9 protein-coding genes and 1 pseudogene are annotated in these 17279 nt (G+C 50.6%); 1 reads left to right on the forward strand and 9 read right to left on the reverse strand.

The annotated features are described in order from the left end of the window. Positions 1–6: 6 nt before the first annotated feature. Positions 7–497: pseudogene (gene tssD / locus EC843_RS17300) on the reverse strand (type VI secretion system tube protein TssD). A gap of 804 nt (positions 498–1301) precedes the next feature. Between tssD and EC843_RS17305 the strand changes: the two are divergent. Next, positions 1302–2609, forward strand: coding sequence for a site-specific integrase (locus EC843_RS17305; RefSeq protein ID WP_133522709.1), 1308 nt, complete (start codon positions 1302–1304; stop codon positions 2607–2609). Between the two features lie 864 nt (positions 2610–3473). On the opposite strand, the gene EC843_RS17315 is transcribed toward EC843_RS17305, so the two are convergent. Genes EC843_RS17315 through EC843_RS17350 form a run of 8 tightly spaced genes read right to left on the reverse strand, consistent with a single transcriptional unit; the run spans position 3474 to position 17235 of the window. Next, positions 3474–5042, reverse strand: a complete 1569-nt coding sequence (locus EC843_RS17315; protein WP_133522710.1) for an SUMF1/EgtB/PvdO family nonheme iron enzyme — start codon at positions 5040–5042, stop codon at positions 3474–3476. A gap of 50 nt (positions 5043–5092) precedes the next feature. After that, the gene (locus EC843_RS17320; protein ID WP_133522711.1) at positions 5093–6307 is read right to left on the reverse strand and encodes an FtsX-like permease family protein; all 1215 of its coding nucleotides are present in this window, start codon (positions 6305–6307) and stop codon (positions 5093–5095) included. Continuing rightward, positions 6297–7022, reverse strand: coding sequence for an ABC transporter ATP-binding protein (locus EC843_RS17325; RefSeq protein WP_133522712.1), 726 nt, complete (start codon positions 7020–7022; stop codon positions 6297–6299). The genes EC843_RS17320 and EC843_RS17325 overlap by 11 nt, the downstream gene beginning before the upstream one ends. Further along, positions 7022–8983, reverse strand: a complete 1962-nt coding sequence (locus tag EC843_RS17330) for a vWA domain-containing protein (RefSeq protein ID WP_133522713.1) — start codon at positions 8981–8983, stop codon at positions 7022–7024. Before EC843_RS17330 ends, EC843_RS17325 begins: the two co-directional genes overlap by 1 nt. After that, a complete protein-coding gene (locus tag EC843_RS17335) occupies positions 8980–9993 on the reverse strand; it encodes a hypothetical protein (protein WP_243739157.1) in 1014 nt (337 codons plus the stop codon). The genes EC843_RS17330 and EC843_RS17335 overlap by 4 nt, the downstream gene beginning before the upstream one ends. After that, the gene (locus EC843_RS17340) at positions 9987–12701 is read right to left on the reverse strand and encodes a virulence factor SrfC family protein (protein WP_133522714.1); all 2715 of its coding nucleotides are present in this window, start codon (positions 12699–12701) and stop codon (positions 9987–9989) included. Before EC843_RS17340 ends, EC843_RS17335 begins: the two co-directional genes overlap by 7 nt. Further along, positions 12701–15769: a virulence factor SrfB gene (locus tag EC843_RS17345; RefSeq protein WP_133522715.1), complete on the reverse strand. Its 3069-nt coding sequence runs from the start codon at positions 15767–15769 to the stop codon at positions 12701–12703. Before EC843_RS17345 ends, EC843_RS17340 begins: the two co-directional genes overlap by 1 nt. A gap of 17 nt (positions 15770–15786) precedes the next feature. Then, positions 15787–17235: an SrfA family protein gene (locus tag EC843_RS17350; protein ID WP_133522716.1), complete on the reverse strand. Its 1449-nt coding sequence runs from the start codon at positions 17233–17235 to the stop codon at positions 15787–15789. Positions 17236–17279 lie beyond the last annotated feature (44 nt).

Genomic DNA, 17279 nt, shown 5'->3' on the forward strand with positions numbered 1-17279 from the left:
ATTTCCTTATGCGCTACGGCGCTCATTCCAGCTATCAGAGTGAATAATATTTCCGTCTTTATGAGTCCAGGTTATTTTTTCATAGCGAAGGTCGATAAACTCGATATGGTTACTCCGCTCTCCCTTAGCGGTTTTTACATCAAACATAAGCGGCATAAGCGTTACCACCTTGACGCTCTCAAGCAATATTCGGAAATATTCGACTTCTCTTCCAGAATTATCAATTCTGTAAAATCTGAATTCGGCTGATTTGAGCGTCTGGCCGTAGTTAGCGCTTTATAAAGATAGGGGGTAGAGGAATCTATCTGCTTATCAAAATTAAACGCGAAATGTTCGCGAGTGCCTGTTACTTTGCCTGTTATATCGTCAGTTGGTAAACTTACCTGATGACCTAACGCCACCACCTCTATGCTTCCCTCTCGTTCAGCAACATCAACGGAACCTTTTATATCCGCTCCGCCATCATCCTTTAGCCATAGGTATACAGGAATAGCCATAGTTAATATTTCCTATTTGATTGAGTTCAAAGAACAAAAATACCCCTCAAATAAAAAATATCTGTAATTATTAATGTTGATTAATTAACCAAAATACGCCCCGCATATACCCGCTACCTTAATCATTTATAGGCTGATTGTATCCACAGAGCCTGCGGTACCATCGCACATGCAATGCCTTGTTTTTATTGTTGCAATAAATGAAATGATTGTGTTATGTGTTGCGATTTATGAAACTAAAGTAATCTGTATCAACATACAGAGGTAAACACCATGACCGCTACCCGTACGGGGTTATCCGGCGTCACCAGCCCGCGTACCTGGAAGAAAACAAAATAATTATATCTTTTCGAGTCTGCCAGCAGTTGAGGCCAAAAATTCCAACCTATAAAAGACTCAGGCCACCAGTACTGGTAGTTCAGCTTTTAAAAATGTAACTGTAAGAATATGAAAAATGGTTTTTATTTAACCATTAATCATTGTGTTTACTTTTTTGAAGTATCCCCGGAGTATCCCCAGAAATAACAAAGGACTCACGTTTTTAGCGTAAGTCCTTGTTTTGTTTGGTGGCCCCTACTGGACTTGAAGCAGTGACCAAGCGATTATGAGTCATATGAAATCCATGTTTCATGATTTTGCATCTTTTTTCACGTTAGATTAAATTTCATAAATAACAGTATGTTATTTGCTGATTGTTGTTTCATGTTGTTCTGCGTTTTTACCTTCAGTATCATCCTTACGTCACCCACTACGTCACCCAGAATCAGACTGGGTGACGTAACGAACAAAGGACTGAAAAATACTATGGCTGATAATTTAACTGTCTCAATGATTAGTGGCTTGAAGCCGAAGACTACTGCTTATTATGAATGGGATAAAAGCGGTGAGCGTGGGGCAGGGCGATTAGGGGTGAAAGTTGAGCCATCGGGTCAGCGAGTATTTTACTATCGTTATTTTTGGCAAGGAAAACGGCAATTCATTCTGCTTGGCCGTTTCCCAGAGTTGTCACTCGCGCAGGCAAGACAGCAATGTAAAGAACATGCGGGTCTTCTTAAAGAAGGGAAAGACCCCAAAGCTGAAATCGCAAAGCAGCTTTTCTCTGCCGAACAACAACAACGTGAAGACCAGCTCAAAGGCAGCATTGAGCAACTCATTTTGGGTTACACCACCAAAATGCGTGAAGACGGTAAACGCACCTGGCAACAGGTTTTGTACCGGCTGGAAAAAGAAACCTATCCATTTATACCTAAAGCGACGAAAGCGCGTGACGTTACCCCCGCTCATATCAAACAAATTCTGGCCACCATTATTAAACGTGGCGCATCAGTTGAAGCAAATCGTGTTCGCTCTTATCTGATGGCAGCATTCAATTATGGGTTGAAGGCTGACAACGATCCGGCAAACCATCAGCAGAACGTGATGTTTGGGCTTCAAATGAATCCAGTGAGTGTCATACCCAAACAATCTGCAGCGGAGAAGGCAGGGACAAACTGGCTGAAGCTGGATGAGTTGCAGCAACTGATGGGGGATTTCCCTAAAGCACCAAAGGTCGGTTCGTTAATCAGCCAATTGCTTAACTTGTGTGTTTATACGGGTGGCCAGCGGCCTCATGAACTGGTTTCCAGCCGTTGGGATGCCGTTAACTGGGAAGAGAAGACGTTATTGATAGTGGCAGATGTGTCGAAAAATAAAAGAGACCATCTGGTGCCTTTGACTGAATCAGCCATTGGGATACTCGAAAAGTTGAAAGCTGAGAATCTTAACCAGAGCCCCTACATCTTCCCACAACGCATCAAATCTGAACAGCATCTGCGCACAGACAGCTTCGCGCAAGCCATCATCTATTATCGGGAACACTTTGCGTTGAGCCCATCTTTTATTGCGCGTGATATTCGTCGTACCTGTAAGACCCTGATGGGGGAAGCGGGTATCGCTAAAGACCTGCGTGACCGCATTCAGAACCATGCTCTACAGGATGTGAGTTCTAAGCACTATGATCGTTACGATTACCTGGTTGAAAAGCGTAAGGCACTCGAGATCTGGGAGTCGCGGGTGAATAACCACCAGCAACAGCAAGAAAACAATGTAGTGAATCTATTTGGGCAGAGATAAAGGTGACTTAAATTGGATCACTGGATTTGCTGGCGAGGCCGACGTTCTTTGCCAGTGTTTGGTTACGTTTAAGCTGTCGCTCAATTTCTTTCTCGGGTTTAATGGTTTCAATGGCGATTGAGTTGGTAACAGAGTGATATATTCGTGTTTTGGTTACTTGAATTTCTTTGGCTTGTTTTTAATTATGTTTACTTGAATTATTTTGATGTTGTTATCTGAGATTATATACAGGAAAGGATATTTTCGACGATGTGGTTTCGTTACTTTTAATATAATATGTTCATTAATGGTGGGTAATGGCAGCCACTGTCGGTATGTGATTCGTAATATTATAACTAGTTGAAAATTAGTGTGGTCAGAGCAGGTGGCTTAACTGGTTCTCTGCAAGGGATGCCCACGACATCCTCTGTCTAACGGGCCAATAGTATGTAACTTGTTAATTAAGTCGATGATACGATCGATATCAGCATCTTCTTGTGACACCCCGCTGAAGATACTACCATCCCTTTTCTTGCCCACTTTGATTAGGAAGCGTATCCCATATAAGGGTTCGCCAGCGCTCATTCCTGCGTTGTAATAAGCTGCGCCCCCCGACTGATTGGTCACGAGATTCAGCTCAGTAATGGGGGACGATGCTGCCCCCAACGCGTATCCTGAGACATCTTGAGCAATAAAGGCACTAGCTATTTATTATTGGTTAGCTGGCACCCAAATGTTAATTGCTCCTGAACATTTGCGCTATACGGCTCCGCGAAGGCGGTTTGGGGGATGACAATACAGCCAAAGGCAATTGCTGCTATTTTTAAGCTTAATTTCATCGTCTTCCCTCCTTAATAAACATGTGCATTTAATCATTGTTTGAAATTAGTTACCGTTTTTTATTTGCTTGCAGGTTTCCAGCCAGCCAGCAGTATCAATTTTGCCGTTTGTCAGGTACTTTTGCTGATTCTGCCAGTGAGCAGCGAGGAAGGGTTTAAGACCTGAGAGTCGTTTGTTAAGGGTAAGCATTTGATCGAAAATGGTTACTTCGTGCTTCATGGCGTCCTGACCATAAAGAGTGGCTGAATCTACCAGACTACTGGCGTAGTAACTCGTCAGTTGCTGCAAGCTGTTGTTTTGTTCACTGAGTTTGTTTTTTCGGATTGCGCAGTTTTTGTCACCGTCGTCTTTATCCTTGCACAGCAATTCATAGTTGTGGTTCAGGAAGTCAAGAAAACGTCCGTCATCCTGCAATTTTGTGCACAGGAAGGAGCCTAGGTTTAGGCTGGCACGAATTGATTGCGCTCGTTCTTCTTGCTGTAGCTGGTTGCTGGCGCGAAGCTGGTTTTCCAGATCTTTAAGTTTCTTTTTCAGCTCAGTGTCTTCAACGCCGGACGCCAGACTTCCCAGCTCTTTCGCGGTATCTTTTGACGCCTCATTTTTCTTATCCACATCCGGTTTATCTTCGCCGAGTGTAGCCCAGTTTTTCTCCAGCAGTTTTACGCGGTTCGTCGATGTAATGGCAGGGGAAACCAATACTAGGCGCATGCCAGTCGTTTTGCTGGTGGAAGGATGGGTTTCATCGTAATAGTTAATTTCTTTACGAACGGCACTGCGGATCTCTGACTCATTCGACAACACGTTGCCTCCGCGCACCACAAAACCGCCGGCTTGACCGTGAAGTCTGTTGATTTTATTAAGATAAAATGGAGAAAATATCATCTCAGAAACGTTGCCTAGCATATCGTGCAGGCCGAGGGGATTAGGATTTAGCAGTCCGACAAGCTGTACTTTGCCGTTAGACGATTGCGAGCCGGAATACCACTCATAATTTTTCATGTCATCCATCGGATAATAGGAGTCACGGAATTCCGCGCTATTCACCTTCAGACCGCCACGTGCCGCAAATTCCCATTCGACTTCAGTGGGCAGGCGTAAAAATCCTAGATTACCATCTTCCTTTGGTAATTTATCAATGGCGTTATTGCGTAACCACTGATTATATTTATCGGCGAGGTTTACTGCATCGAACCAGCTAATATTGGTTTCTGCGATGCTCAGCTTACGCGATGGGGAAGGGCAGGTACCGCTGGTTAATGCCTGATACTGCAGCGCCGTCAGTTCATATTTGGCCATCAGATAGTAGCGGCCTTTGCTTTTTTTGGTCTCGGTAAAGCTACCGGCGATAAAGGTCGGATAACTGTGTTCTACAAAGCCCCATTCCCCACCGTCTTCTCCTAAAGTAATCGGTATATCATCCAGAGGGCCGGATACCGGGATCTCAACCCGACGGAATACCATAGAGCCTTCGCAGGGCATGGGCAAAATAATATCTTCGTTATCTGGTTTTGGGTTATAGATTTTCTCTGCCCAGGGCTCTGCCAGCACGGGGGACATCTTCACCAGCAGGGCAAGCGCCAGCCAGCGCGATAATATGGAAGGAGTATGGGCCATGAACAATCTCCGCGAAAAATTAATGCTTTGAGCAAGTAAAGGAATTAGGGTCATACCTCGCGCAGGCTCTGCGCAGGTTCAATATTAATGGCGCGATAGGCGCCAATGCCGGCGACCAGTATCGCCACGACAATGGTCAGTAACAGGGCCACGAGGCTATGCAGTGGCGTGATCTTGCAAATCATCTGTCCAGTAGCATGGTTGCCGGCTAACGCGTGGTTAAAGACCTGACTGGCCAGGAGATAGATAGCGAAACCGCCCAGATAGGCTATCAGGCTGAGCAGGCAGCCCTGGGTAATCACATAGGCCCCCACTGCCGGGCGGGTAAAACCAAGCAGGCGCAGTACCGCAATATGTTTACGCTTGCGGTCGACATTGGCGATAAAGGAGCCAATAAGCGAGGCGATACAGCCAATCAGCGCAGTGGAGGCTATGGTGTTAAAAATAATGCCTAAGACTCGATTGATGCTTTTTACATTCTCGATATCGGCCAGGCGGCTAGTGGTTTCGATACGTCGGGCTCTGAGGTCGCGTTCAAGGCTGGCGACCTGATCAATATCCCGGGCATATAATCTGGCGCGAGCATAAAGCGGCGGTTTGCCGTTAAGCTGAGTGCCGCTGGCAACCCCAAATTCAGTGACCGCAAAGCCATCGCGGAAATGTTCAAGGGCCAGCAATAATGAAGGATGGATAAAAATGGCCGCACGGTTGAAATAGGTCGCGGGCAAAATACCCACCACGGTAACGCTTTTTCGGCCCCATTCTCGGCGTTCGTCAAGCAGTCGCCCCACCCGCATTGTCAGAGAATCGCCCATACTAGCAGACAGTTTCCGCGCCGCTTCTTGGGTGATAACCACTTCGCTTTCCTGATGAAGTTCAAGTGTACCTAATAATGGATCTCCGGCACCAGTCGGGATAACTTCCGCATTTTCAATAAAATGAGTGCTGTCGGTTTGCAGGTCGACCAGCGTATTCAGCGAGCGCGTTTGCCCTATGGCAAAGCCTACATCGGGTCGCTGCTGTAGCCGTGTGATCCAGTTCTGGTCATAGCTACCGCTACTTAACATGCGGATCTCAAGGTTGCGAGGATCGTGGGCCAGATCCTCTTGTAACTGGTTCACAATCCCAAACCGCAGACCAAAAAGGAGCAGTAAAGGCGCGATGACGGCGACAAGAGAAGATACGATGCAAAAAGAGATGATGCGATCATGCCATAGATCTTGCAGGGCCAGACGGCCCAACAGTCTGGCTCGGTTAAAGGACAAAATAGGTTCCTCCCTGTTTGTGCTCCGCTGATGCCGTCAACGGTTCAGGTTGGGCAATTAAACAGGGTAAATTGAAGTGTTGCACCAGCGGCCAGTCATGGCAAACAACTAGTGCCATCATGCCTTCCTGGCGGACTAACTCAATAAACAGACTGAATAATTTCTGTGCGTTGTAAGGGTCAAGTGCCGCAGTCGGCTCATCTGCCAGCACCAATGCAGGACGGTGTAATATCGCGCGCGCGAATGCGGTTCTCTGTCTTTCGCCAAATGATAGCTGGGTCGGATATTTAGCCAGTAACGGCGCCAGTTTTAGCGCATCGATAACCCTCTCAAGCATGGTGTTGTCGGGGGTTAACCCCAACAACTGGCATGGCAGAAGGATATTATCTTTGACATTCTGGTAGGGCAGCAGGCCACCGTTTTGCAGCACAAAACCAAGCTGGCGGGCGCGAATAGCGGCTAGCTCGTTATGCCGATTGCCATTCAGCAGCGTCGCAATACTAAATTGCTGCGTGCCTTCGCTGAGCTCAAAACGCCCTATTTTACTGGGCTGCAGCAATAGACCAATGGCTTCCAGTAAGGTGCTTTTACCACAGCCGCTTTCACCTGTTACCGCCACCACCTGCCCTGGTCGCAGCGTGAGCTTTGGCAGGTAAACCCGGTGGGCATTGTTTCCCTGACCACGAACAACGCACAGCTCTTCAATGTGCAACATCAGGGCATCATTTCCAGCGGAATCGGATAAACGCGATCGCGCGGGTCGCTGCCTTTCGCCAGCTCGACCCAGCGATCCACATCGGCGTTATATTTCTGGTAATGGCGAAGCTTGGATGACAGAGTGCGGATAAATTTCTCCTGCGACAATCCATCCCAACTTTTCCATGTCTCTTCGTCGAGGTTCAGGACATCGCTCTTGTACGGAAGATCGGTCAGATATTCTCCCAGTACACCCAGATCGCCGATCCGGGCATTGTCCTTCTGTTTAAGCTGGTTAGGGTCTGTCCCCATCGTTGCAGCGACGGTACGCAACTGTTCAAACATTTTGGTTGGCGAGATCATCCCTTCATTTGCCGCTTTCAGGATCTGGCTGACAGCATCGCTTAAGTCGCTAAGCTGTCCCTTGGTCAGCAAAACGCGGACGTCGGTGGTGGGGATATTCTGTTTGATCAGATCTCGGTCACTGATCCAGGCCTGGAAGACTAACGGTGCCTGGGTACTGTTGCGTTTGCCCAGATAAGCTAACTGCATGGCGTGCCCAATTAACGCGGTATCCTGCAGCAGTTTCTGTTCCGGCGTCAGTTTTTTCCCATCATCCTTTGCGTACAGGGCGCTGCCAATTGCAGCATCCCCCATGTATGCCGATTTCACCTGCTCAGTAATCGCGGTGGCAAGAGCATCCACCTGCAGGCCAAACGTCTTCAGATCGCCGGCATTTACCGCCTGATAAAGGTTGGATTGGGTACTATCAAAGTTGGAGAGATCGCGATACTGGCTTTCGGCTTTAGCATGGTTCTCTTTGCCACTTGGCGTTTTTAAGTGCAACGTATAGATAGCAATGCCGCGGTTACCAGCTTCCAGACGAAGTTGACTGGCATCAAGGCCGGAACCTGACAGCTTGTTGCTACCGTCAATGGCACCTGCATCGGTGATCAGAACCATGTAGCGCGCGCCGAACGGGCTCCAGTCAATGTCATCAATAGCGGACATAACGCCGGAATACGCATCCTCGTCATACAGAGAACTGGATACCTTCGCTTCTTTAAGATCGGCAACCTTCTTCAGGAAATCCGGACCATCTTTAACATGGTTAGGATCTGCATAAATCTTGGTGCGATACTCAAGACCCGGTACGGCTTTGGTGTTTGAACGATAAGAGACCAGGCCAAACTTGACCTGTCCATCCAGATGCTCAGCTTTGATCTTGTCATAGATTTTATTGACCGCTTCTTTGGTGCGCTCAATATACGGCCCCATAGAAATGGTCGAGTCAATCACAAAGACCACCGAGGCGTTAAAACCTTTCAATTGGTTAACGCTATCTTCTTGTTTCGGCGCAGTATCTGCTTTGCTGACAGAGGCCACGTTAAGCAGGCGGGTGTAGAAGCCATCTTCGGTCATAACCTCTTCACCGCTCAGGATGGGCAGCAGATAGAACTGTTTTTGCATATCGACAAAATATTCTGGTTCCTCTGCCTGAATGCCCTCGGCGTGTCCGTCACGTTTCATTTTGGCACGCAGTGGTGCGACCAGTGACACCGGATCGGGGGCGGAGAGAATGTTATCAATGCTTTGTTTGTCTTTGAAAAACAGCAAACGGTCACGGTTTGCCGGGTTGGTAAATGCCAGCGTTAGCTGCATTTTCCAGTCCACGGTGCATGACTTTGGTAACCAGCCGATGGTTTTGCCATAGCTGTCTGGCCCAACTTTGAGCCAGCTTTGACCATTTGCTTCTTCCTTTTGATAAACATACAGGCTGCTAAAGGCGGGCTGTAGCTGACCTTTATCATCACCTGCAGTTGTCCCGAGTTTGCAACCTGGCGTGGTGAGCACGCGCTGGAATAATGTTTTCTTCCCTTCCTGGAGCAGCGGTTTGTCGCCATCGGTGGCAAAGACATGTCCGCTAAGCAACATACTGCACAAAGGCAGGACCAGGCGACGAATTGGATTGCGGATCATTTTCCTAACTCCTCAAGACGCTGTTTAGCCGTTTGGTTGCCGGGTTCCGTTTGCAATACTGTTTCGTACCAATAGGCTGCGGTATCTTTATCGGGCTCTTTGAAACATTCGCTTGGCTGGTGGAATTTAGGATCGTATTCACTGGCATAAACGAGTGCGATTTTTGTATCACCACCCTGAGCACGGTTAGCGTACAGACGCTGTGCGATGCCACATTTCTTAGCCTCTTTCGCGGCCTGAATAATGGTCAGCAGTTTGTCGCTGTCAAATTTTTCCTGAACGCAGCTCTGTACGAAATCAAGCTCGTTGAGGTTGTTTAAACTCTCCGCAGAACAGCTGTTGTGTGCCGAGGGTTCGGGGGCTGGGGTTGGTGCATCAGCTGGGGTTTCCTGCTGCGCTTGTACTGCTGGGACAACGTCTGGCGCTTTATCCCGACCTAAAAACCACCACAGTACGCCGGCAATCACTACTAAGGACAGCACCGCTGCGCCAATCAGCGGAAGGCGGGAGGGGCCGGATTTCTGTTGCGGTCTCTCCTCGGCGTGGATTACTGGTACGACAGGTTCGGGGTCAACGACTGCTTCTGCCTCAGCGACTGGTGCAGCAGTGGGGGCTGGAGGCGTCAGCATACTACTACTGCTGTAGTCACCCGTTTCACCTCTGGCTCCTGATGAAAGCAGTTCATCTCGCACCAGTTGCAGGGTGGTATTGCGCGTATCTCCTGACGGTAGTTTGATCTGAATCTGCACCTGGCTTGCGGTCGCCAGTAGGGGGTCAAGCAAGGTTGGACCTATACGGAAGCCGCTGCCATTGGCAAGAGCGTAACCGCCGTTCACGGTAAACCAGTGTGGTGCTGAGCTCCAGTCACCATCGGGTTGCAGATATTCCTGCTTATTATTGCAAAGCGTAAACGTCAGATCGGGCAGTATTGCGGTATCGCCGCGCAGCCGAACCATCAGTTGTGCAGTACCCGGTGCTGCCGGTTGGCAGGCGATGATTTTAGCTAGCATGGCATGTTCTCTTGTTTCAATTGGCTGATAATCTGACCCAGTTGACGATTATGTTCGAAGGAAATATCCCGCGTGGCACTATGGCCCGCATTGTCCAGGACGATGCTCATCAAAGCGGATAGCCAGTCTCCCAGATAGGCGACGCCAGGTTGCGGCGCGACGGCTGCGAGTTTGGGCAATTCATCGTGGGTAAGCTGCGTCTGGCGCAAAAATACTTTGTTTTTCTCGCCAACATAGCTGTTGGGTACCTTCTCTGGGGGCAGGGTGAGATAGCCAAACCAGGCAATAAAATCATGCATTGTTAGCTGAGCGCGCAAAACCTGGCGTGCCATCAGATGTTCGCGACGCGTTCCCGCCTGTTCCTGACCTGCAAGGGCGTGTTTCAATGTGCCTTCCAGATCCAGACGCGTGGCGGCAGTGATCAGTTCTTCGCTGAGCTGATTAATCAGTTCACAGCTCATGCCGAGCTGACGCCACTGTGACATCTGTTGCGGCAGTTCTCGCAGGTGTGCCACCCAGGCTTTAAAGGCCTGGTGGGCGAAATCATCATCCTGGCCTACTCTTTCTGGCGCTGAAGTTGAAGGAGTGTTAACTACGGTGTCTTCAACAGGCGTAGCCGTGAAGGGATCGCTGGCAAAGGGGTTATCGGCGAACGGATTACCACCAAACGGGTTGGCGGCAAAAGCGTTCGTCACCTGGCTTTCGCTATCTGTTTGTGGTTCTTGGTAGCGATCGCGAATACTCAGATAGATGTTATTGAGATCCTGGGGGGGTAAAACCAGACGATCGAGCATCTCCCCTATACTGTGGGAACACGCTGTCAATCCCTGCCATAGCTCTTTGGCAATGGCCTGTTTTTTCACGATCTGTCCGTCACCATCTTTTTCGTACCAGCGGCCGAGGTGTTGATCGCCGGTTTCCAGGCGACACTGAATGAGTTGTTGTTGTAAACGCTGCAGTTTGAAGTCCAGATGGGCGACCCCACGCAGAGCCTTCGTCAGGCGTGCCATTCCCCCATCGTTGAGTTCGAGCATCGCCTGCCAGGCGGTTCTCGGCTCGGCGACGTGGCGAAGCACTTTTTCACCGCAGACAAAGGTGTTGCCCATAGTGTCGAGCACGTCGCGATAACGATCGGTTATACCCACTTCCTGGAGTCGCTCCTGGCCGGTACCGCCTTCCAGTCTCAGGAAGGGGTTATCGAGCCCCGGTTTGCGCACCAGGAAACAGTTGTTGAACGGTTGATTGGGAGCCCACTGTTTGAGCCAGTCATAATGTGAGAAGCGCTCCAACAAGGTCATGTGCAGCATACCTTCCCAGCCTTCTTTTAACTGATCCACCGTATGTTGCAGGCTGTTGTTGATACGCATATCGCACATGGTAATTGCCCAGAACAGACCGGGTTTACTGCCCTCGCGTTCTTCGGCGCTCTTACCCTGGGTCTTCTCTACCCAGCGGTTTAATACCGGACCAACGTCGGCAACGTCACTCTGTTTGGCGGAGCTGGCACACACCACAAGCGCATTCATCTCCTGGTTATCGGTGTAGCGCTCGAACAGGTAAGCGACTTTGCCGCGAAGCAGCAGTTGCGAAATAGCGTTAAGCCCATCTCTGCCTGCTTCTTCCAGGGCGGTGACCTTGAGGCGACCGCGATAGCCCGGGAAGTCGAGCAAATCAACCTGTTCCACGACGCTGTTGGCTTCTACTTCCGCCAGAGGGAAAATCAGCTCGGTGGTTAATGCCGCCAACTCAGCCTGCGTTAAACTGGCGCTACCAATTTGTTGTTCTTCCTTCCAGTAGCGGATCTCGACGTTGCGATCTTGGCTGGAGCCCAGCCGATTAAGGCTGTCTACGTTCATGATGCTGCCACTGCTGTGGTCAATCAGTGTCTCCAGAGGGGCAAATACCATCCGGGCATGATTGAGTTTGGCCAGCACATTCGCTAATGAACGGTAGGTTTCGGTGAGGGCGGGCTGCTCTCCCCACAGCAGTGAAAATAGCTTTGCGCGTTCATTTGGGCTCAACGCAGGGGCAATTTTCAATACCTGTGGCCACCAGGCGTGTTCGAGCTTCTCAACCGACTTTTTAAAAGAGGCGTTAAGGTAGTCCCACAAGGCGACGACATCTTCCTGGCTGACACCATTATACCCCGGGGCCTGAGTTGTACACTTCAGGAAGGGGCGTAGGTGCTCTTCAACCCGGTTTTGGTCAAGCTGATAGCTCAGTTGCTCATGGTTAAAGTCGTTAAACCAGGCGTTTGCCAAAATTTTAGCCAGGTCGATTTCACTGAACAGGCGCAATGGCACCGGGTAACCGGCGGGGGCGTCCGGTGCCTGGCGAGTAAAACGGGTGACCAAACCGGTGGCTTCTTTACCGCCGCCTACCGGGTTAACCTCTTTGATAAAGTCGACGCGCCTTTCGCCATAGAGCGCTTCCAGGGAACCGTTGCTGCCTGCTGCCAGTGCTGAAATGAGATACGATTTTCCCGCCTGGGAAATACCGAAAAAACCGACTGTCATCGGCGTTCTGGCGACCTGAGTCAGGCTATTGGCCAAATTACGCGTGCGTAGCAAACTCAGGCTGAGCTTATCGGCTTCGTTGTCCAGACGACGTGACCCGGTGCGTACGCTGTCGACCCAACCGAGCGCCTCCTGACATCCCTGAGCGATCGCGGCCCAACCTTGAGTGAGAGATTTTTGCTCGCTATTCATTATTTTTTAACACTCCCGCTATCAAGCCAGTGCCGGCTATCAATGAGCCCCGTATCGGGCATAGTATTGAGTTCCAGATCTACATCTCGTTTGCTAAACGACTTATCGGTGTTGCTGCTGACATCGGCAATCGTCAGGCGATCGCTAATCAACCCGAGCTGATGGGCTCGCTTCCCTTTGTCGATTGTCAGCCTGACTTTGAGGTATGGAGAACCGTTATCCGTAGACGTAGCAGCGGAAAACTTTTTACGACCTTCTTCGCTAAAACGTAAGGTATAGAGCGGAGCCGCAGCCCAGCGTTCAGCATCCAGTTGACGATAACCTAAGCGCAGATCACCGCGCATAATGATGCTTTGCGTGGTCTTCTCTCCATTTTCATCGGTGATGGCTGGCAGTTTTATCTGTCCATTTTCCGATTCAATATGTCGGTAAACGATGTCGGCATTGCGGATCAGATTGTCCATATCAATGGTACCAATATGGCGAATCGTGGAATATGGCTTCAGCGCCGAAGTACGGAAATGAAAGTTCGGGATGCTGTGGTTGGCGCACAGCTGTGTGAGCATTGCACCAACGGAGGCCGTGCTTTTCGGATCGTCGATATGACCGTTTTTATGGAACGGGTACCAGGTTCCGGTCTGATAGCCATGCAACGGTAAAATTCGCCCTGGGGGTAACGGAAGGTTGCGGCGAATAATTGCCTGAATCCCCGGAAGCTGGGACGGACGACCAGTCAGCAGCAGCAGGTCACAATGATAACAAGACAGCACTTCACAGAGTGCGGTAAGGACTTTATCGATGTTGAACTTACCTGCACACAGATCGCTATGCAGTTTTGCCAGCGGAAGGTTAAGCATGATCTCCGCCAATTTGAAATCAGTTGGGCCACCGGCTTTCTGCACTTCGCGACGAACAAATCCCTCGACTTCATCCCGAATACATCCCGCCGGCAGCAGTTTGTCGACACGTTGGTTAATCAGGGCGTGTGTTTGTTCATCCAGCGGATCGTATTGCTCGTATTTGCCAAGGATATGCAACGCGAGTGGCACGAACAGTTGCAGGTTGAGCTGCTGGCGAAGCACGGCTTCGGCTGCGCTAATATTCTGTGAGCCGCACAGCTGGGACATCAGCGTTTCAACGGACATCACGCCAGCTTCACGCAGCGCCAGCTCAAATGCGGGGAGGACGTACGACTGAATCACATCCAGCAAAATGTCATCGCCTGCGATCTTAAAGCTGTCACGAAAACGCTGGTGGGGGATGATATGCACGTTGGTGCCGCCACCGGCAAGACCATTACGATCGAGACGGTAATCACTGATCACCAGATCCGTGGTACCGCCGCCGATGTCGATTGACGCAATGGTAATGCTTTCGCGATCGATGCGGTCAGGTTGGCCAATGGCATCGAAAAACTCCTCCGGGTGACCGGCAAAGTTCTGGTTAACCTCGGTGTAGAGGTAGACCAGCTGTGCACAGGACGCTTCATCCCATTCAACCCTGATTCTGGGCAGCGGGATCTTGATGCTGCTCTGGCTGTGCTCTCCTTGCTCGTCCTCGTACGGATCGTTCTCGCCATTGTGCCAGCGTAGTGATTTCCAGACTAAACCGACGGCCTGGCGCATCCGCTCGTCAAGGACGCAGCGCTCAGCCATGGGCATACCGGGTGGTACGGTGAGAATAATATGGCGCAGCTGACGCGGGATACCCGCGTGCCCTTGGCGGATACGTTGCTCCGGGCTGTTAATCTGGCTAATGGCCTGGGTTAGCACTTCGGCCAGCATGAAGGTCATCAACGAGCTACGTGAGTAGCGCGGTGTAAACACCGGAATGCGATCCATCTCATCTTCAATGGTATGCAGCGCCTCGCCTCTTTCATCGATCAGGTTGGCAAACGGAGCCGCAGTGGCGAGTGGGTTACTGTCCTGCACGTAGCTGCCGTTAAAGCGCCAGCCCTGACCATAAAACTTCTCATCCCAGAGATAGCGTTTAGGACTGGATAAACCCGTTGATCCTTCGCTGCCCTTACGACGTGCGGCTAAACGGCTGGCTTCGCCGCCAATACGGGCGATAGTCGGCCACTGGAACGCGTCGTGGCGACCGCTGCGCACAGAGCAGTGATCTTTGCCGAAGAAGGCTTGTGAAAACTCGACCCGGCTTTCAAAGGGATCGGTATAGACATGTTCCGGCTCGCTGAGATCGCGTAGTTTCAGGACATAGTTATGCCTCATACCTGAACCTGATTGGCCATGATCCTCAATAAGAATGCCGCAGGTGCGTGAGTTACCCACATCGAGAATCAGATCGACGGCAATGGGCTTGATGGCGTTGGTTTCCCGATTAGCAATCATCCTAAACTGTGGCAATTCAATGACCGGCGCGGCCTGGCTTTGCAGACCTTCAACAGGAATGGACATCAATGACAGGAGGTTGAGGTAATGCGCCAGTGGATACTGTTGGGTAAGTTCTTGTTCGCGCTCGTCGATATCCCGGCCTTTGCTCGCCTCTTTAAACACCTCTTTGAGCCAGTCTGTTATCCAATCCTGCGTCAGATACCAGTTAAGGGCATAGGTTGCCGTCGCGACGGCAAAGGTGGCACCTGCATTCACATCTTCCTGATTCGGACTGAGATCGGCGGCGGCCTGCTGTTTGGCCATAATACGTGTGTCGATAGCCAGCGTCATGCGATGGCTATGCCCATCCATATCCGGTTCAGGCAGTTTCACTAAACGAAAGCGTGCCCAGTTTAGTGGTCCTTCCTGGTACACATTGGGTGGGCTAAAACGCAGTAAGGGAAGCGGTAGCCAGATACCATCAAACAATTTAAGACTTTGCTCAACGGGAATATCGTACTGACTTTTCGCTTTCTCAATATTATCGGGGTTCGGCTGATAAAAATAGTAATCACGCTGCTCGTTGTAGATTAAACGGGTCAGTACACCGTTCGCTAATTTGACGAACTCGCCAGCAGGCTGGTGGCCGAGGGACAAACCAAAATCCATAAACTGGATCCCGGAGTCACCCACCAGGGTAATTTGACGATCAAAAGATATAATCTCAGGCAACATAGTTATTTCGTCCCTGTTTAGGAATTAGGTTGAAGCATGCGAATCGGGAACGTTTTTTCCCTATCACTGCTGCCAATACAATCGGCGTGGCCGGCAGCCGGTGATTTGCACTCGATTGTCGGCACGATAAAGTTTGAACCGTCACTACACGTCATCTGCTCAGGATTCGTAATGCTGAGAGCGCCTTGCTGCACGTTGCCGCTGGCTGGACCACGGCAAGTTACGCCGCTGGATTGATGGACGCTGACGGTGCCATTGCCCTGGTCAAAGTTATATTGCAGTTGCAGAGGACGCCCGGTGAGTTTGTCCTGAATACCACCATTCACGCGCCATTCACCGTTGAGAAACTGCGCCGGGCCATCGGGAAGGGTGGCAGGAAGCGTCAGCGGTTCACCCTGGGCCGGAATCACCGGCGGTGCGGTGACGGGGGCAGCGGCAGGTGGCGTTTGGGCGTCTGCTGCGGCTGATACTGGCGTTGTTGGTTGGTCAGCGCTGGTTTCATTTGCTGCAGTTTGTGGGGGCATTGTGTCGCCGCTGACCACTGCGGTAGTTACGTCTGTTGGGATGGTTGGCTCCAGAGTTGGATGCTCGGCGACGTTCTCTTCCACAACGCCGGGAACGACATGTGAGCTGGCTACGGTTTCTGCACGTGTGTGAGAAGCTGGGATCGTCACGTCAGGGGTGCTAACGGCTGGATGCTCAACGACAGGATCCGCCACGACCGCAATTTTATTCGTGGTGACGGCAGGGATACCTGGGATTGAGAGAGAAGGCACGCATCCGCGCAGCAGTCCCAATAACAGCGCCAGCAGGAGTAATGCCAGCAGCAACCAGAGCAGCCAACGCCAGCTCCAGCGTCGGGTCCGTACCAGGGTATCGACAACAGGGGCTGCGGCAGGCGTCACAGATTTTTCCGTTTGCTCTTGGGATTTTTCGGCTACAAGAGATGACGCTGGCACCGATGCCGGACTCAGCCAATGCATAGGACTGCGCTGCCCGCCCTCCGGATGGACAAATCCCCAGAAGGTAATCACCAGGATCCCGTTGACGAGATAAACGAACTCGTAATCAGGGAAATATGTCACTGACTTCAGCAACTGGGCGAAGACGCGGCGATCACCACCAGTTCTGCTTTGCTCCGCATTGAGCAACTGTTCGCTGAGTGACTGAACTGCCACCTGAAACTCATTAAACTGCTGGCGTGCTGATTCCCGCTCCGCCTCGCTTGCGCCGCTCCACGGGATAACATCGCCGGGGAAACTGCTGTACCAGTCGGTTCTGTCTCCGCCTTGATCGTTTTGTGGTATGGCCAAATGACGGGCCAGATCGCGCCCGGCATCGAGACGGTAGATAGTTTCACGTAGCTGGAAAGCCATTTTGAAAACCGGATAGCCCGTTTCACCCAGAGCCTTAAATGAGGAGTTATGTCCGGTACGCAGCAGTGGTCCCTGAATCGAATTTCGCATTATCTAAACCTTTTAAGGCTGTAATTTGACAAAAGTCACAGTGA

The sequence above is a fragment of the Buttiauxella sp. JUb87 genome (assembly GCF_004361975.1).
Lineage (GTDB): Bacteria > Pseudomonadota > Gammaproteobacteria > Enterobacterales > Enterobacteriaceae > Buttiauxella > Buttiauxella ferragutiae.

Bases quoted from the DNA above. Each gene is read 5' to 3' on its own strand.
- EC843_RS17340 (WP_133522714.1), bottom strand. From the start codon at position 12,701: ATGAATAGCGAGCAAAAATCTCTCACTCAAGGTTGGGCCGCGATCGCT.
- EC843_RS17305 (WP_133522709.1), top strand. From the start codon at position 1,302: ATGGCTGATAATTTAACTGTCTCAATGATTAGTGGCTTGAAGCCGAAG.
- EC843_RS17330 (WP_133522713.1), bottom strand. From the start codon at position 8,983: ATGATCCGCAATCCAATTCGTCGCCTGGTCCTGCCTTTGTGCAGTATG.
- EC843_RS17350 (WP_133522716.1), bottom strand. From the start codon at position 17,235: ATGCGAAATTCGATTCAGGGACCACTGCTGCGTACCGGACATAACTCC.
- EC843_RS17315 (WP_133522710.1), bottom strand. From the start codon at position 5,042: ATGGCCCATACTCCTTCCATATTATCGCGCTGGCTGGCGCTTGCCCTG.
- EC843_RS17345 (WP_133522715.1), bottom strand. From the start codon at position 15,769: ATGTTGCCTGAGATTATATCTTTTGATCGTCAAATTACCCTGGTGGGT.
- EC843_RS17335 (WP_243739157.1), bottom strand. From the start codon at position 9,993: ATGCTAGCTAAAATCATCGCCTGCCAACCGGCAGCACCGGGTACTGCA.
- EC843_RS17325 (WP_133522712.1), bottom strand. From the start codon at position 7,022: ATGTTGCACATTGAAGAGCTGTGCGTTGTTCGTGGTCAGGGAAACAAT.